Below are 15,639 nucleotides of genomic sequence, written 5' to 3' on the forward strand. Positions count from 1 at the left end.
GTTTAGCCAGTATTTGAAGGTAACCCCATAGAATCGTTCCATCCAACTGCAAGGCCCGCTATTCTGAGGGAACTTCTGCGTTGGTAACAGACACAGAGTAACTACCTCTCCCTGCAACAGGATTCAATACATGCACCTTCTGGTAGTCGAAGACGACGACATCGTTCGTATGCTGATGGTCGATGTGCTCGACGAACTGGGCTACAAGGCGGTCGAGGCGGAAAATGCCACCCAAGCCTTGGCGATCCTCAAGGACAAAACTCAGCCGCTGGCGTTAATGATGACGGACGTCGGTTTACCCGATATGCGTGGCGATGAATTGGCCCGCCAAGCACGCGACATCCGGCCCTCGCTGCCGGTTCTGTTCGCCAGCGGTTATGCGGAAACCGTGGACGTTCCGGAAGGCATGCACTTGATCGGCAAGCCATTCAGTGTCGACCAATTATGCGACAAAGTGGTCAGCATTCTCGGTACACCCTGAGCCCCCTCGACCGGTACCCAGCTTCACCCCTCACGGCGCAACAGGTAGGTATCCATGATCCAGCCTTTGCGCCTTCGCGCCTCCAACCGTAGCGCAACGATCTGCGCTTTCACTTCCATGAGCGGCCCAGACATCAGAATCTCGTCCGCCGTTCCCAGATATGCCCCCAATAGATCGTCAGATTTGGGTCATCCAGTTCGGCGAAGGTGGCGTGGCCATCAAGCATGACTACCACATTATCGAGTGTCTCCAGCTCGGCCAAACGGCGCGCCGGCAGTACCGTCAACGGCTCTCCGATGCGATTGAGCGTCAAGCAATGACGTGCAGCGAGCGCCTGCACACTGCTGATACCGGGAATCACCTCCAGCTTCAGCGCCATCCCCTGCTCGCGCACCAGATCCAGGACGCGTAGGGTACTGTCATACAGCGTAGGTTCCCCCCACAGCAGGAACGCCCCAATATCGCCTTCGTGGAGTTCATGCTCCATCACTTGGCGGTACAAATTCGCCCGTGCCCGGTGCCAATCCTGCACTCCGCTGATGTAATCTTGCGCACTACCGTCTCGACACGGATCCGTCACACGCACGATTCGATAGCCGTCATGTGGAAGGTAACGCGCCAGAATGTCCTTGCGCAGATGCGCCAACTCTTCCTTGTCGCCGCCCTTCTCAATCATGAAAAAGACAGTCGCACGCCGCATCGCATCGACCGCCTCGAAGGTGATCTGACGAGGATCGCCGGGGCCTATGCCAATCAGCAACAGTTGCTTCATGCTGCCTCCTCTACAAAATGATTCGGAACTATCGATCAGCGAACGACGTAGGGCTACAACGGTTTAGCCAGCCCACCGGTATACAGGGTCACGCTTTTTGATGACCGCCAATCATCAATGACTATACATTCACACCGTAAATACGGCAGGCTAGCAACGTTTGAGGTATCCACGCTGTGCAGGGTGTGAAACTAACGGAATTATCCAGCAGGGAGGCATGATGTTAGAGACAGCTGCGGCGCGCTGGGCAAGCGCGGGCAATCTTCGGCCATTGCTGGAGGGCATGCCCAAGCTCGTTCATCTTCTGGGTTTCGAATTCTATCTCTTCACCAGCCCAACTTCGCAGTTGCACTCAAACCTGGGGCCGGAAGGACTGGCATGCCTGGACGCGTTCGCCAGCAGCAACCCGATTCCGGGATACGTCGAAACCCATGAACTGCCGCTACTATGGACGGTCGACGCGTTCTTGACAGCACCTGAGCTGTGGGCTGCCCTGCAAGCCAGTGGTTTGCGTCATGGCTGGGTCCAGCCGTCACATCTTGAGGGCACCCACAGCAGCCTGACGGTCCTACGCCCCCGTTGTGTCATCTCCCCTCAAGAGCTCTACCGCAAAGCCGGTTTCGTCATGTGGGCGGCGCAGCAGTTGCATCGAGCCTCACTGATCCATCACCAAGGTTCTGAAGTCAGCGACACGTGCGGCCGGTGATGGCAGGGGTCAGCAGGCGCCGCAAGAACACCTCAATCAGCCGTCAGCCCTTGCCTTCAAACGCTCCCGCACTCCGGCCACTACCTGCGCGATGGCGACCTCCAGTGCTCCCTCGTTGCGACACACCAGCCAGCCCTGGCCGGCCATTGCCTGCTCGAAAGCATCGGTGCAGGCTGCATGGTCCTGAGCGCTCTGCAGCACGGTGCTGCGCAGACCGCCGCGGCGTGCCTGCGCCCTGGCCCACGACAGCTCCGAGCGAGTGATTACGGCCACTTGCAGATCTGGCACTTGGACACCGCGTTCAAGATTCAGCCGCTGAATGTCCGCGAAAGCAACAGTGCGCCGGAATGCCGCATCTGAGGCGTACCAGCGGTCCATCAGGATGATGCTGCCGGGCAACTGGTTGGGCAGCACGTGACGTGAAATCCAGGCACGGCTGTCCGCCAGTTGCTCACAGATACGCAGCTCCAGTTCCACACAAGGCGCTCTGGCGAACGCATTGACGAGCGCCATGGTCTGCGCCCGGAATGGATCGTGATTACGCTCGCTGAGTCGTACTACCTTGTGACCCTCGAGCCGTAGCGCACGAGCGATGGCTTCGAGCAAGGTGGTCTTGCCGACACCCTTGGGACCGTCCAGCGAGACGAACAGTGGTGCAGACATCACTGAACCTCGACTGTGGTATATAGTGTGCGGCAAGGAGCGCCCACATGACATTGGACCCGATGCCTGAGGCACAACCGGGATTGGTCAGCACGCCTCGCCAGCCGCTCTTCGAGCGCACCACATAAAGGCTTGAACGAGGTTGCGAGCGAAGCGAACAGCACCTCGCTGATCGCTTCCAGGGCTGACTGTTTCGTGCAGTTCATGGCGTTCGGCTGCTCGACGATGGCTATCTGGCGTTCAAGTGTACTGAAGTCCTGGATGAGCTCGCATCACAGGCGTGGATAGGCAAGTCGTAGTCTAGAAGAGGCTGAAATGAATAAAGACGCCTAATGTGCGGGTCACCTGCATGGGTACCATGAGCAGTCACTCATATAGGTGACGCTACCTCGAATGTTAAATAACCATCAGCGGCATACCGCACATTGAATCTGCCTAGGATAAAGGCGCCGAAACGCCGTCCTCAACTTACTTCAGATTGCCCCCGCTTATAGCCGGGCCCGCGCGGTTGGCTCCAGATTGGACGACTTCTGCAACAATCCGCGTGGCAATTTGAAACCTTTAAAAGGCTCTTGCGTGATGGGGTTGAAAGCCTTCTCGGCGTTGAGTCGATAGCGCATCACGCCGTCGCCGGTGCGGAAGCTCAAGTCCACGCTGGTCGCCGTGCGCCCATTGAGCGAGCCACGACTGAGCAAGCGGAACATCGACCACGGCCCGCGGTATTCCAAGCTGCTACTGTTGCCGTTCTGCCTAAGCAAGGTCAGGTTGCTACGCACATGCTGCCCCAGGGTATTAGGCCAGATGATACCGATGATCTGGCGCGGACCATGGGTGTAAGAAATCAACTGACCATCGAGGTCAAGCAGACTGGTGCGCTGGTTCGCGCTGAGCCCCAGCGGCTCGATACTGAACTGCACGCTCAGGTTGCCGCGCTGATCAAAGAACGTTTCGCGGATACGATCTGCCTGCTCCAACTGCTCGATCACATCGCTGCGAATCAACGACCGACCTTGCTTGTCAGCCTGCATGGCTTCGAGATTGTCCTTTAGGAAAATCCGCAGGTATTGATTGTTGAACTGCTGCAGCCGCCCCTTCGGTCCAAAGAATGCTTCAAAGTCATCCAGAGAAGCATCGGGTGCCCGCACCACAAAGGGGTAGCGCTCAGCCAGGCGCTGCTGGAAGAAGCTGTACACCTCGGCATCCCAGCGGCGCTCAAGCTCGCGCAGGGCCTCGACGTTAAGCACTTGTGCCGTTTGATCGGCCAATTTTCCAACCTGTTGGTTGATTGGCTCTGGCAAGCCGGTGGCTACGCGTTGCAGGGTGCCGATCGGATCAGGTCCTGTCATCGAGAAGCGCTGAAGCACCGCCTGGAGTGCCGCTTTGCCTCTGTCCGGACTGTCCTGCACCGCCTTCGCGTAATCATGTACGGCGGTGATGGCACCTAGGGTTTCATCGTAATAGCTAGGCTTTTCACCCGTTGCGCGCAGCATGGCGGTCAGCCCCGCAAAGGCACGCTGAATCGCCCACGCCTGCTGTTGCTCAGACTTGCGGGTTGTCGGCCCTAACATCTCAGCCTTCGCCACTGCATCAGTATCCACAGCGGATGTCAGCCAGGTATTGGCCCTTACCGTATCCAACAGCCGATGCAGGGGTGCAGATGGACCGGTGAACTGCTGCAGCACCTCAACGCCATGATCCAGATCGCGGAAGTCGGCCACCGAGAAAGCATTCAAGGCACGCCGCCAACTGTCGATGAAGTCGGCGCTGTACAAATTACGCAGCCGTTCACCCAGCGCCTCTCGGTCGGCATCCGAATAGTCGAGCTGGCCGCGCTCACCCAGTGCCCACTCGTCGACCATCGCCATTTCGGCAAATCGCTGACTATGCGGCTCGAAGTATTCCCTGAATCCCTTGGCCGTAAGCATGGGTGCTACCAACACACTTTCACCCTGCCTGCCACCGACCGACGACCGATATACCACATCGAAGGCCGGCCCGACCTGAAGACGCAGGTCCAAGTCAGTAGGCAACTGTTTTCCTGCCTGCTGCTTCAGGCTCGCATAGACCCGCTCTGGCAGCGGCATCTTGCGTAAACTTTGCTGCACCTCAGCGATTCGCTGGTTGTATTGCGGCAGCTCGGTATCGGCATAGGCCATCGCGTACTTCAGGTGCCGCATGAGGTCGCGTTGCAATTGGCCCTGGCCAGGAAATTTTTGCTGCCACTGGCGAGCCATCCAATCCTCTACCCATTCGGGTCGGCGGTTCTGGCGATCCTCCAGCATCCGGTAGACCCTTAGGGCCGCCATCTGCTGCTCACTGCCTGGGGAGGCCGTATCCATGACATCGACTACCCCGCTGGCCAAGGCCGGCAGGAAACGTTTCGAGAGCAAGCTAAGGTAAGCCTCATCGACACGCGGACCGATGACACGCCCCTGATACAAACCTAAGTCAGCCACACCCGGCCATGCGCCACGGTAGTCGCCAAATACCGACACGGCGTCGCGGATCTGATCCAGCGGCTGCAGCAGGTTGTGTCCAGTCGGGTCCAGACGCTGGTCCACTTCACGATGACTGTACACTCGACTTTTGGCGAGCACGTTGGCGGCCTTCGCGCCATTGATTTCGAAATAACGTTGCCAACTGGCGATGGTGACACTAAGAGCCAGTATCCCCACACCCGTGCCAACCCAGAGTAACTGCCGCTTCCTAAGCGCCACTCTGATGTTATCCCCGGCAAGCCCGGCTTCCTGATAGATGACACGCCTGAAGGCATGTTGGATGAAATAGACCAGTGCCTTGCCCTGAGCCTTGCCCTCGCGCAGGGGAAGTTTTGTCTTGTAGGGCTGTGCGGCCTCACGAACGAATGCATTGAGCATGTCGCCTTGCTGTACCACCGAAGACCAGTACACACCACGCACCAGTGCTGGTGTGGTGAAGCGGTCACTTGCCAATGCTTCTTGCAGGAATCCCAGTAGGATCGGACGCAGCCCAACCAACTGGGCGTGCAATGAGAAAAGACGCGCCCGCAGTGTTGCATCGCCCAAGGTATCGAGTCGGTCCAGCACCTGCTCAAATACGTGGCTGATCATTCGGTCGTAGTGATCGCTAAACTCGTCCAGCCAGGCGTCGAACGTTCCAATCGCGTCCAGCTTGAAGGTGAAACCCAGCATCTTTTCCCGCGCCGCGGCGGGAAGCCCGGCGTAAAGCTGATCGAAACCATCCAATAAGTCGAACTTGCTCAATATCACATACAGCGGCAGGCGCGAGCCCAATTGGCTACTCACCTCGTACACCCGCGTGCGCAACACGTGCGCCAGCGCAATACGTTGCTCAGGCGTGCCGTGCAGCAGTGCAGGCAAATCGACGACCAGCAACACACCGTTGAGGGCTCTCTGGCTTCGGTTGCGCAGCAGCCAGTCCAGCAGGTGCTGCCATAATCTGGCCGAAGTGGCGGGTGGCACTGCGCCTGATTTCTCGGCAGGCGAAGCGTCCCCTGATTCCTGACTGATAAAGGCGCCTGGCGGGTCAATGATCACCGCATCGTTGCTGATCCACCAACCGATCGGGTAGGCCAGTGATTGCACTTGTCGGCCGCGCGCCTGTGTCTGGTCGATGCGAGTCAGAGAAAAATTTTGTTCGGTACGGTCGATCAAGCTGGTCTTGCCTGCATGCCGGTCGCCCACTACCAGATACCAGGGCAGTCGGTACAACGCACGTCGCCCACCGGCATTGTGCAGAAATCGCGAAAGCCCTTGGTCCAATGCCTTCTCTTGCGCTTGAACGAACGGCAACGTTTGGTCCAGCTCGGCTGCCACGGCCTGATTGCGCTCGGACTGCAGGCGTTGATTACGGCCGCGCAGCACAACCAGCCAGCACAGCAGCGGTATTAGCACAAGCACCAGGCTTGCCAACCCCCGGTGGGCCGTGCTGGCCAACGGCTGCTGCTCGTGCCACCTCCATTGCGGACCAAGCCACCAAATGGCAACGAGCATCAGCAGAGCAGCCAGCACAATCAGCAACGGCATTGCCAGACCAATACGCGTTACCAGCGGCAAGTTCCAGCGTTTGAGTTGCTTCCATAATTGCGTCATCAAGACTCCTGCTCCTTGCTCCGTTCAACCAGCAACTGGGGGGCGGCATACTGCTGAAGCCTTTGAAAGACCTCTGGCTCCCATGCGCTGGCGGTGGTGTGCTGCATCGTCCGGGCAACGCTCGCGCACAGGTCCTGCGCCAGCCAGGACACCCCCCGCGTAGCCAGCAAGTCAGCAGCGATCACTGTGGTATGGCAGCGCTCCCGGGGCGTTCGCAGATCGGCCTGCATTCCTTGCAGCCTGAGCAGAACCGGCTCGACGCCACCGGTTTCCAGTTGGCCGGTCAGCTCCTCGCGCAAGCTTGAAAACTCCTGAGCGCCTGCGTCCTGATCAGGTTGCCCTTGAGAGCCCTTGAGCCAGGCCAGGCATTGGTCATCCACGAATACCCGGCCGTCGCTGAAACACAATTGCTGCAACGCCGGCATGCGCAGCACGAACCGCGCGGTGGCAGCGCGAATAGCCTCGGCCACTTCGCCCATCGCCAACCGGGTTGCGGCGGTCGCCGCGAGGAAACTGCCGCGAATCCAGTAAGGGCAAGCCGTCACGCTTTTCTCGATCCGCTGCAGCAATGCGGCATCAACCGTCGTGCCACCGATGGCCTCCTCATAGTCACCGGCAATGTCCTGCGGAACCGCCATCAGTTCCGTACGATTGTCCTGCCTGGTCTGCGGCGCAGCCTGAATATGTGCCCAAAGGCCGAAGCGGCGTAACTGGTAGCCGGTAGGATCGTAGGGGTCCTGCTGATTGATGAGCTCAGCCATGCTCAATAGGGCCCGCCGCGTTTCTCGCTCGTTGCCCAGCGACACGCGCGGCGCTGGCTTGGCGATGACCTGCGCAAGCGGTGCAGAGTCGGTGCTAGGAGCAAGATTAGTGGCCACGCAGGACTCGCCAACACCGCTGGCAAGCTCCAACTGTTTACGTAGCACGCGCTCCAACTCCCCCAGACCCCCGGCATCCAATTGTGCGGTGTTCTGTTGCTGCTGTAGGCGCGTCAACCCATCCAGAGCCATTGCGGCATGGGAGGTGCTGTAAGTAAAACGGTCTAGCCGCGGTAGAGCCTCGATCAAACGCGTGACCACGATGACGACCAGCTTGCGCTTGCCTAGGTAGCCCTTGGGGCCCGGTTTGGGATGAGCGGCTTCCCAATAGCGCTCAACAACACCCGCCAACAGCTCCAAGGTAAATACCCAGCGCTGCCAGCAATCGACGCGCAGCCATGCAGCACTCAGGTGGGCGACGATCCGCAAATGCTTGCACTGCTGGCCTAAGTATTGCCGGGACGCTTCTTCGATGTAGACCCAGTCGATCGAGGCTTCCTGCAGCCCGCCCAGCTTGACCATCTCTTGATCAATGGCCTGATACGTTTCGTCCTCCACATCGAACAGGCCGGCAGGTGCCTGTGGGTCAATCGGCGCAAGCAGCCGGGCGATTTCCTCAGCCGAGACCTTTGCTACCAGCGACATGTCTTGCGCGCCTTATCGATGAGTGGATCAAGCCCTTGGGCATCGAAGATCAAGCCATCGACCGCCGGGTTGTCGCTCTGAACATGGATGCGATGAGCTCCGATCAGTTGCCTAATCTGCTCGATCCCCGGTAAACCTCGACCAGCATCGAGTACTTGGCCGTTTTCCAGTACCCGCCATGACGTCGCGTGCGTAGAGCGCTGCTCGCCCTGCAACCGCACCTTCACCCGACCCACATCGACAGGGCGGCCGAGGACCAACTGCAATCTGGAGATGTTCTGCACACAGCTGATGACCAGGTACGGAACTGGGGCTGCCGATGCGATAGCGGGCGCGGAAAACAACAACCCCTCCCCTTCAGCGCTCAGGCGAAACGTCAGGTCCTCTGGCGGCCGACCCGCCTCGTGATCCAATACGCGGCGCAGGGTGGATGAGTCCTGCTCCGGCGCGGACCAACTCACCGGCTCAACGCGAGCCGGTGTTCCGGCGGACTTGTCGAAACAAGCCAGGCGCTCGAGGTTGGACACAATTCTTGGGCAATCTCGATCAGCGTATGCAAGCACCGGCATACAACTGAGTAGCAGTGAAATAGCTACGCTATATGTACTCCGCACAATCACTGACAATAACTTCCTGTTCTAGGTCTGCACTTGGCCGAGACCAGGCCTGCTCATCACTCAATGTCAGCCGGGCCTGGAAACTGGCGAAAGCGTAGGCCATAGGAAAGAAAAATAACAAACAAATATTCATTTACAAATTCACGCTCGACCAAGCAATCCTTCCCAGTGCAAGGTTTTAAATCTTCGAATCGCCGCCAACTTCATAAAGCCAACTTTCGCACCGCCATCAGAGAATTTTCCTACAAGTAATCTTTAAAATTCATATCTTTCGGAAAATCCCTACATATCAAGGAGAGAGTTTCAATGATCAAGAGCACTGGCTCCGTCGCGCCCAAGGAACGTATAAATATCAAATATGTTTCGGCAACTGGGGACGAGCAAGCCGAAATAGAGCTCCCCCACAAGATGTTGGTCATGGGCGATTTCGGCTTGGATGACAACCGTGCTCTGGAGGACCGCCAGGTCATGCGTATTGATAAACACACGTTCAACAATGTACTGCATGACGCCGACGTAAGCCTAGGCATGTCCGTACCTTCCATGCTCAATGCCGCGCCAGGGACAGAGCTCGCTGTGCAATTGCAGTTCCGGTCGATCAATGACTTTGGGCCAGACCGGATCGCCCGTCAGATTCCGGAGCTGAACAAACTGCTGGAGTTGCGTGAAGCACTGGTTGCCCTCAAAGGCCCGCTGGGTAATGTGCCGACATTTCGCAAGCACCTGCAGCATCTGTTGAGCAATGAGCGTGCACGAAAGCAGCTCGCTGAAGAACTGGACCTAGTGCTCGAAGCACCAAAACAAGACTGAGACAGCGGAGCGTCCCATGCCTAAGCAAAACAGCACTCCTGTGGCCGTTAAAAAAACTGCCGACACATTGGGCTCTGCCAGTTTACTCGACGAGCTCATGGCGGAAACCAAATTGATTCCCTTACAAGAGGGTTATCAGGTCGCCAAGCAAGGCGTCTCGGCCTTTATCGCTGAACTACTTAAAAGTAATGATCCAAATCAAATGATCAATAAACATCGCGTTGATCAGATGATCGCCGAGGTGGATCGGGTACTCAGCAAACAGATGGATGCGATCCTGCACCAGCCTGAGTTCCAGCAGCTTGAGTCCTCGTGGCGCAGCCTCAAACTTCTGGTCGACCGCACTGACTTCCGCGAGAATATCAAGCTTGAAGTCCTGCATGTCAGTAAGGACGATCTACTCGACGATTTCGAGAATGCTGCCGATATCACCTGCAGCGGAATGTACAAGCATGTCTACACAGCAGGTTACGGTCAATTTGGCGGCGAGCCAGTTGCGGCCATGGTGGGCAACTATAACTTCGGCCCCTCTTCCCCGGACATCAAACTGCTGAGTTACATGGCCTCCGTCGGCGCAATGTCTCACGCTCCCTTCCTCGCAGCGCCATCCCCTGAGTTCTTCAATCTGAGCAGCTTCGAAGAGCTCCCCAACCTGAAAGAGATCAAGGACATTTTCGCTGGCCCGCGGCATGCCAAATGGCGAGCGTTCCGTGAAAGTGAGGATGCCCGCCATGCTGCGCTGACCGGTCCGCGTTTCATGCTCCGCTCGGCCTATCACCCACAAGAGAACCCCGTCCAGAGCTACCACTACTACGAGAATATCGACGGGGAGCACGACAACTACCTGTGGGGCAATTCAGCGTTCCTGCTGGCCAGTTGCATCAACGACAGCTTCGCCCGATACCGTTGGTGTCCGAACATCATCGGCCCGCAGTCCGGTGGCACCGTCGAGGATCTACCGGTGCACCTGTACGAGTCCCTCGGCCAGTTGCAGGCTAAGATCCCGACTGAGGTGCTGATTTCCGACCGCAAGGAGTTCGAGCTGGCTGAAGAAGGCTTCATCGCCTTGACCATGCGCAAGGACAGCGACAACGCCGTGTTCTTCTCCGCCAACTCGGCCCAAAAGCCGAAGAACTTCCCCAAGACCCCAGAAGGGCTGCAAGCGCAGACTAACTACAAACTCGGCACCCAGTTGCCCTACCTGTTCATCGTCAACCGCCTGGCCCACTACATCAAGGTGCTGCAGCGCGAGCAGATCGGCAGCTGGAAAGAGCGTCGTGACCTTGAGTCCGAGCTCAACAAATGGATCAAGCAATACGTTGCCGACCAGGAAAATCCTTCTGCCGATGTGCGCGGCCGTCGGCCATTGCGTGCCGCGAGAGTCGAGGTGTCGGACGTTGCCGGCGATCCAGGCTGGTATCAGGTTTCGCTCGCCGTACGCCCGCACTTCAAGTACATGGGGGCGAACTTCGAAATTTCCCTGGTTGGGCGGCTCGACACGCAATGAGTGGATTTTTCGATCGTTTGACGGCGAATCAATCCGTCTGCCGAGAGCCGTCCCGGCAGGAAAACGCTAGTCAAAAATTCGCTGCCATCAAGCGCCACCTCGAAATATTGCTCAACGCTCGTCAGGGTTGCTCGCAAAGCAGCCCTGAGCTGGGCCTGCGTGACTTCAACGGACACGACGCAAGCAGTGGCGATCTGCTGCAGCAAGTGAGCGCAGACATCCGTCGCACCATTCTGCGCTTCGAACCGCGCGTGCACGTGCACGCGCTCAAAGCAATGCCCGATTGCCACGCCTCGCTGGAACTGCATTTCAGGCTGGACTGCCACATACAGGTCAACAACCACTCTGAGCAGTTGCAACTGGATCTGCTGGTCAACGGCCATAACCACCACACCCGAGTGAGGTGACGCATGTCGCTCAAGGATAGATTCAGCGAAGAGTTGCGTTTCCTCCATGAGCTGGGGAATGACTTCGCCAAAGACAACCCGCAGCTTGCCCGACTGCTAGGCAAGGGTGGTAGCGACCCGGATGTCGAACGCTTGATGGAGGCTTTTGCTTTCCTCACCGCCAAGCTGCGGCTCAAGCTGGAAGACGATCTCCCTGAACTAACGCATCCAATGCTGCAACTGCTGTGGCCCAACTACCTGCGGCCGCTGCCGAGCGCCACGATCATCCAGTTCACGCCACGCAACCAGGCACTCAGTCAATCCCAGCGTATACCGAGGGGCTCGCGACTGTTTTCCAAACCTGTGGATGGGGTGCCCTGCGAGTTTCGCACCTGTACCGAAGTGGACATCCACCCATTCGCGATCGATAAGGTACACGCTACCCAGACACTCGACAGTTCGGTAGTCCGGCTTGACCTGCGAACCTTGGCCAAGCGGCCGTTGAACACGATGAGCTGCGACAGCCTGGACTTCCATCTGAGCGGTGACACCCAGACCGCCCGCACCCTGTATCTCTGGATCGCTCAGTACCTCAAAGATGTCAGTGTGGTGATCAATGGTGCAGTTCGCCGACTACCCGCCAGTAGCCTTGCTTTCCCAGGCTTCAGACCCGACGAGGCTTTACTGCCCTACCCGCAAAACGTCTTCGATGGTTACCGAATTCTCCAGGAATACTTCGTTTTTCCTGAGCGCTTCCATTTCTTCACGCTAACGGGTCTGGAAAGGATCTGGCCTGATCAAGTGGCCCAGCACGTGGGCTTGGAGTTCCACTTCACCCGCCAGTTGCCCGACTTACTGCATGTCGCGGAAGCAGACTTCAGCCTGTGCTGTACACCTGCGGTGAACTTATTCGCACACAGCGCGGAACCAATCGACCTTTCGAATAAGGCTGCTCAGGTCGAGCTCACGCCCAAGGGGAGCGAGCGGCATGCCTATGAGATCTTCAGTGTCGATCAGGTAATCAGCACCCGCACGACAACCGACGGTACTGTCGGCGGACACCTGCGGACCTTCCGCCCTTTCGAATCGTTCGCTCATGAGATCGAACATGCCCAAGGACGTACAGCACTGTACTACCGCTACACACTCGAGCAGTCCCTGCGCGGTGATGGCGTTACGCACCGCATCGCCTTTGTGCGCGCGGACGCCAACGCTTACATCGGCGAGCTGGAAACCGCATCCATCGATCTGACCTGCACCAATCGCGACCTACCGCTGGCACTGGCAGTGGATGATATCAATGTAACCTCCGAGGTCACGCCTCCACTTGCCAGCTACAGCAACATCTGTGCCCCTACGCGCCCCTATCGGCCGGTGTTGGACGGCCAACTGCAGTGGGTCCTGATTTCCAACATGTCACTCAACTACCTGTCGTTGCTTTCGGCTGAAGCGCTTAAGGCGATCATTCGCGCCTACGACTTCGCGGCGTTGCACGATATCCAGCAGACACGCACCACCCGCAAACGCCTCGATGGCATCCAGGATGTTCAAACAGAGCCATTGGACTGGCTGATCAAAGGACAGCCCGTTCGTGGCCTGCGGACACGATTGAAGGTGGATCAGACGGCGTTCCTCTGCGAAGGCGACCTCTACCTATTCGGTTGCGTGCTCGCACACTTCTTCGCCCTCTACGCCAGCATCAATTCCTTCCATCAACTGGAAGTGATCAACATCACCAATAATGAGCGTTACACATGGCCAATCCAGACCGGCAAGCAACCGCTGATCTAGCCGACACGTTGCTCGCCGAGGCACATCAGTACAACTTCTTCCAGTTGCTGGAGCGCCTGCACGGCTTGCACGAGGATGATCTGGAACCGCGTTGGCCAGACAGAGCCACCCGCCTGCGTGTACGGCTTGGCTGCGACCCGCGGCTGACCTTTCCCATTTCGGACGTGTACAAAGCGGAACGCATGCCTGCGGCGCAAGACCGGTACCGCATCTGCACCACATTCATGGGCTTGCATGGCACGGACTCCCCGTTGCCGTCCTACTACCTGGAGCAGGTGGCGTATGAGCATGCGCAGGGTATCGGTGTGCGTCCGGCCTTCTTCGATTTCTTCAATCACTACCTGCTCAGTCTGTTACACCGCATCTGGCGCAAGTACCGCTACTACATTCGTTTCCAGCCGGGTGCCAGCGATGGCTTCTCCCAATATATCTTCGCCCTGCTTGGATTGAATGACAAAAAGCTGCGCGGCGACACGGCACTGCCTTGGAGTCGACTGCTCAGTTTTGCCGGCGTGATCGCCAGTCGCAGCCGTTCGCCAGGCACCGTCGCCGGCATCATTGCCCACTGCTTCGACCTCAAGCAGGTACAGATTCGAGAGTTCGAAACCCGCTCGGTTTACACCACGACCCAGCAACGGGTAAGCCTGGGTTGCAGCAATGGCAATCTGGGCAGTTCCTTCACGATCGGCAGCCGCACACGAACTCGCAGCAGCAAGTTCACCATCGTGATCAGTGAACTCGATCAGGATCAATTGCGCGACCTGTTGCCCAGTGGCATCAACTTCAATCGCCTGCGTGCATTGATCGACTTTCTGCTACGCGATGGCCTGGCCTACGACCTGGAGCTGCGCCTCAAGCAGAACGCCCTACTGCCCTTTCGCCTGCACAACAGCCAGGGCGCCTACCTGGGCTGGACCAGTTTCGTTGATGACCGCAACGGTCAGATCGCCCCGGTTGTACGGTTCCGGGGGCGCTCATGAGCTCCTTGACCTTGAGCATCACCAACCTTGAACAACTGCGGCACAACGTCACTGCCCGACATCAGTTCGATTGCTCCGGCGGCACTATTGGCAGCGCAGGGGCTACCTGGCGGATTGATGATCGTGAAGGAAACGTTGCGCCGATTCACTGCGAGATTCGCTGGTTCGAGGGCAGTTTCTGTGTAATCGACCGCTGCCAACGCACCTATCTGAATGACAGCCTTGAGAGTGTGGGATCGCTCACCGCCAGACGGCTGTTAGAAGGTGACCAACTGCGCATTGGCGCTTGCCTGCTGCAAGCTCAAGTTTCACAAGCTGATGTGCGCTCGCTGGAAGACCTGTTTAGCCCTGACCAGAGAACCCTTGATCAATGGCTACTCGATGTACCCGCCCAAGCGTGGCAGCCCGTATCTGTCACCCGTGACGCTGCGGTTGAAATCTGTGCCGCCTTCGAATCGAACATGGGTAAAGACCCCTTGGTCGCTCTAGACACTGTGGCAGCGCCTGTACAGGAAAACCCGATGGACCACCTGATTACGGGAAAACACCCATGACCCGTTGTTCGTTCTCGGCTGGTCTGCTGACGGTGTTGATCGGAGTTTCCGGTTGCACTTCTCTGAGCAAAATCGGCCAAGTGATCATGGACCCCTCTGTACCCGTAGGCCCACCCAAGGAGCATCTCACCCAGGTCGCGTTCAGTATCAACGCCAGCCCGACACTCAACGGCAACGCTCACAGCGTCGAGGTGCCCATCGAGCAGCCTGACGCACTGGAACCGAGCCCCTACGCGGTCAGTTTGAGCGCAGGCGATCCGTACGCCTTGACCGAGAAAGTCGGGACCTTGTTCGAATACCTCCAGCAACAGTTCCCTGCCATGTCGCCGGTCTCGATGCCTCTGGACGAGGACGACGACCTGCTGCGATCGCCCATGGAAGAGAGCACTCCTGGCAGCTACGACGACCCGGCCGTGGTCCTGACCTTACCCCACACCACCACCGTGGCCGCCGAGCCTATCGCTACACCCATAGCGATCAAGATCCTGCAACTGCGTGACGACTCGCTCCTGCGCAATAGCGTCTACGAACTGCTGGAAAAGGATCCGGCCAAGGCGCTGCGCAGCACCTACATCCGTGATGACGACTACCTGCTGCGACCTGGCCAGTTCAAGTTCATCCCCTTTGCGCCTGTTGATCCGGAAACCCACTTCATCGCGGTGATCGCCGGCTACCGCAACAAGGAAAACGCCACCTGGAGCCAAGTGCTGCGCATTTCCCCTCGCGGCCACCAGATCATCCTGTCGGTGTTGCTCAACGACACGCAGGTTCTGCTCAGAGAGGAAGACTGATGCCCGCCCAGCCTTCCTTTCTTAATT

13 protein-coding genes and 1 pseudogene are annotated in these 15,639 nt (G+C 58.0%); 9 read left to right on the plus strand and 5 right to left on the minus strand.

Annotated elements, in window-relative coordinates; translation table 11 throughout:
* Positions 1 to 130: 130 nt before the first annotated feature.
* Positions 131 to 481, plus strand: a complete 351-nt coding sequence (locus tag GKC70_RS15415; protein ID WP_342649193.1) for a response regulator — start codon at positions 131 to 133, stop codon at positions 479 to 481.
* A 23-nt stretch (positions 482 to 504) separates the two neighbouring features.
* Here the strand turns inward: GKC70_RS15415 and cobF are convergent.
* A pseudogene (gene cobF / locus GKC70_RS15420) lies at positions 505 to 1,253 on the minus strand (precorrin-6A synthase (deacetylating)).
* 283 nt (positions 1,254 to 1,536) lie between these two features.
* Between cobF and GKC70_RS15425 the strand changes: the two are divergent.
* Positions 1,537 to 1,959: an autoinducer binding domain-containing protein gene (locus tag GKC70_RS15425; RefSeq protein ID WP_342649194.1), complete on the plus strand. Its 423-nt coding sequence runs from the start codon at positions 1,537 to 1,539 to the stop codon at positions 1,957 to 1,959.
* Between the two features lie 36 nt (positions 1,960 to 1,995).
* Here GKC70_RS15425 and GKC70_RS15430 read toward each other — a convergent pair whose 3' ends face one another.
* The 4 genes from GKC70_RS15430 to vasI all read right to left on the minus strand — a co-directional run bounded on the left by GKC70_RS15430 (position 1,996) and on the right by vasI (position 8,703).
* On the minus strand, positions 1,996 to 2,622 hold the full coding sequence (locus tag GKC70_RS15430; RefSeq protein ID WP_342649195.1) for a dTMP kinase: 627 nt from the start codon (positions 2,620 to 2,622) through the stop codon (positions 1,996 to 1,998).
* Between the two features lie 488 nt (positions 2,623 to 3,110).
* On the minus strand, positions 3,111 to 6,713 hold the full coding sequence (gene tssM, locus GKC70_RS15435; RefSeq protein WP_342649196.1) for a type VI secretion system membrane subunit TssM: 3,603 nt from the start codon (positions 6,711 to 6,713) through the stop codon (positions 3,111 to 3,113).
* Complete coding sequence (tssA, locus tag GKC70_RS15440) at positions 6,713 to 8,176, minus strand: type VI secretion system protein TssA (RefSeq protein WP_342649197.1); 1,464 nt, start codon at positions 8,174 to 8,176, stop codon at positions 6,713 to 6,715. The genes tssM and tssA overlap by 1 nt, the downstream gene beginning before the upstream one ends.
* On the minus strand, positions 8,164 to 8,703 hold the full coding sequence (gene vasI / locus GKC70_RS15445; protein ID WP_342649198.1) for a type VI secretion system-associated protein VasI: 540 nt from the start codon (positions 8,701 to 8,703) through the stop codon (positions 8,164 to 8,166). Before vasI ends, tssA begins: the two co-directional genes overlap by 13 nt.
* 396 nt (positions 8,704 to 9,099) lie before the next feature.
* Here vasI and tssB point away from each other — a divergent pair, with 396 nt between their 5' ends.
* Genes tssB through tssJ form a run of 7 tightly spaced genes read left to right on the plus strand, consistent with a single transcriptional unit; the run spans position 9,100 to position 15,612 of the window.
* Entirely contained in the window at positions 9,100 to 9,603 is a 504-nt protein-coding gene (gene tssB, locus GKC70_RS15450; RefSeq protein ID WP_342649199.1) for a type VI secretion system contractile sheath small subunit, read from the plus strand.
* 16 nt (positions 9,604 to 9,619) lie between these two features.
* Positions 9,620 to 11,110, plus strand: a complete 1,491-nt coding sequence (gene tssC / locus GKC70_RS15455; protein ID WP_342649200.1) for a type VI secretion system contractile sheath large subunit — start codon at positions 9,620 to 9,622, stop codon at positions 11,108 to 11,110.
* Positions 11,107 to 11,517: a type VI secretion system baseplate subunit TssE gene (tssE, locus tag GKC70_RS15460; RefSeq protein ID WP_029612733.1), complete on the plus strand. Its 411-nt coding sequence runs from the start codon at positions 11,107 to 11,109 to the stop codon at positions 11,515 to 11,517. Before tssC ends, tssE begins: the two co-directional genes overlap by 4 nt.
* Positions 11,518 to 11,520: 3 nt before the next feature.
* On the plus strand, positions 11,521 to 13,287 hold the full coding sequence (tssF, locus tag GKC70_RS15465; protein ID WP_342649201.1) for a type VI secretion system baseplate subunit TssF: 1,767 nt from the start codon (positions 11,521 to 11,523) through the stop codon (positions 13,285 to 13,287).
* Positions 13,251 to 14,267 carry a type VI secretion system baseplate subunit TssG gene (tssG, locus tag GKC70_RS15470; protein ID WP_342649202.1) on the plus strand — a complete coding sequence of 339 codons (1,017 nt, stop codon included), beginning with the start codon at positions 13,251 to 13,253 and terminating at the stop codon, positions 14,265 to 14,267. Before tssF ends, tssG begins: the two co-directional genes overlap by 37 nt.
* On the plus strand, positions 14,264 to 14,821 hold the full coding sequence (locus tag GKC70_RS15475) for an FHA domain-containing protein (protein ID WP_342649203.1): 558 nt from the start codon (positions 14,264 to 14,266) through the stop codon (positions 14,819 to 14,821). Before tssG ends, GKC70_RS15475 begins: the two co-directional genes overlap by 4 nt.
* A complete protein-coding gene (tssJ, locus tag GKC70_RS15480; protein ID WP_342649204.1) occupies positions 14,818 to 15,612 on the plus strand; it encodes a type VI secretion system lipoprotein TssJ in 795 nt (264 codons plus the stop codon). Before GKC70_RS15475 ends, tssJ begins: the two co-directional genes overlap by 4 nt.
* Positions 15,613 to 15,639 lie beyond the last annotated feature (27 nt).

The sequence above is a fragment of the Pseudomonas sp. REB1044 genome, from assembly GCF_038813925.1.
In the GTDB taxonomy this organism is placed as follows: Bacteria; Pseudomonadota; Gammaproteobacteria; order Pseudomonadales; family Pseudomonadaceae; genus Aquipseudomonas; species Aquipseudomonas boreofloridensis.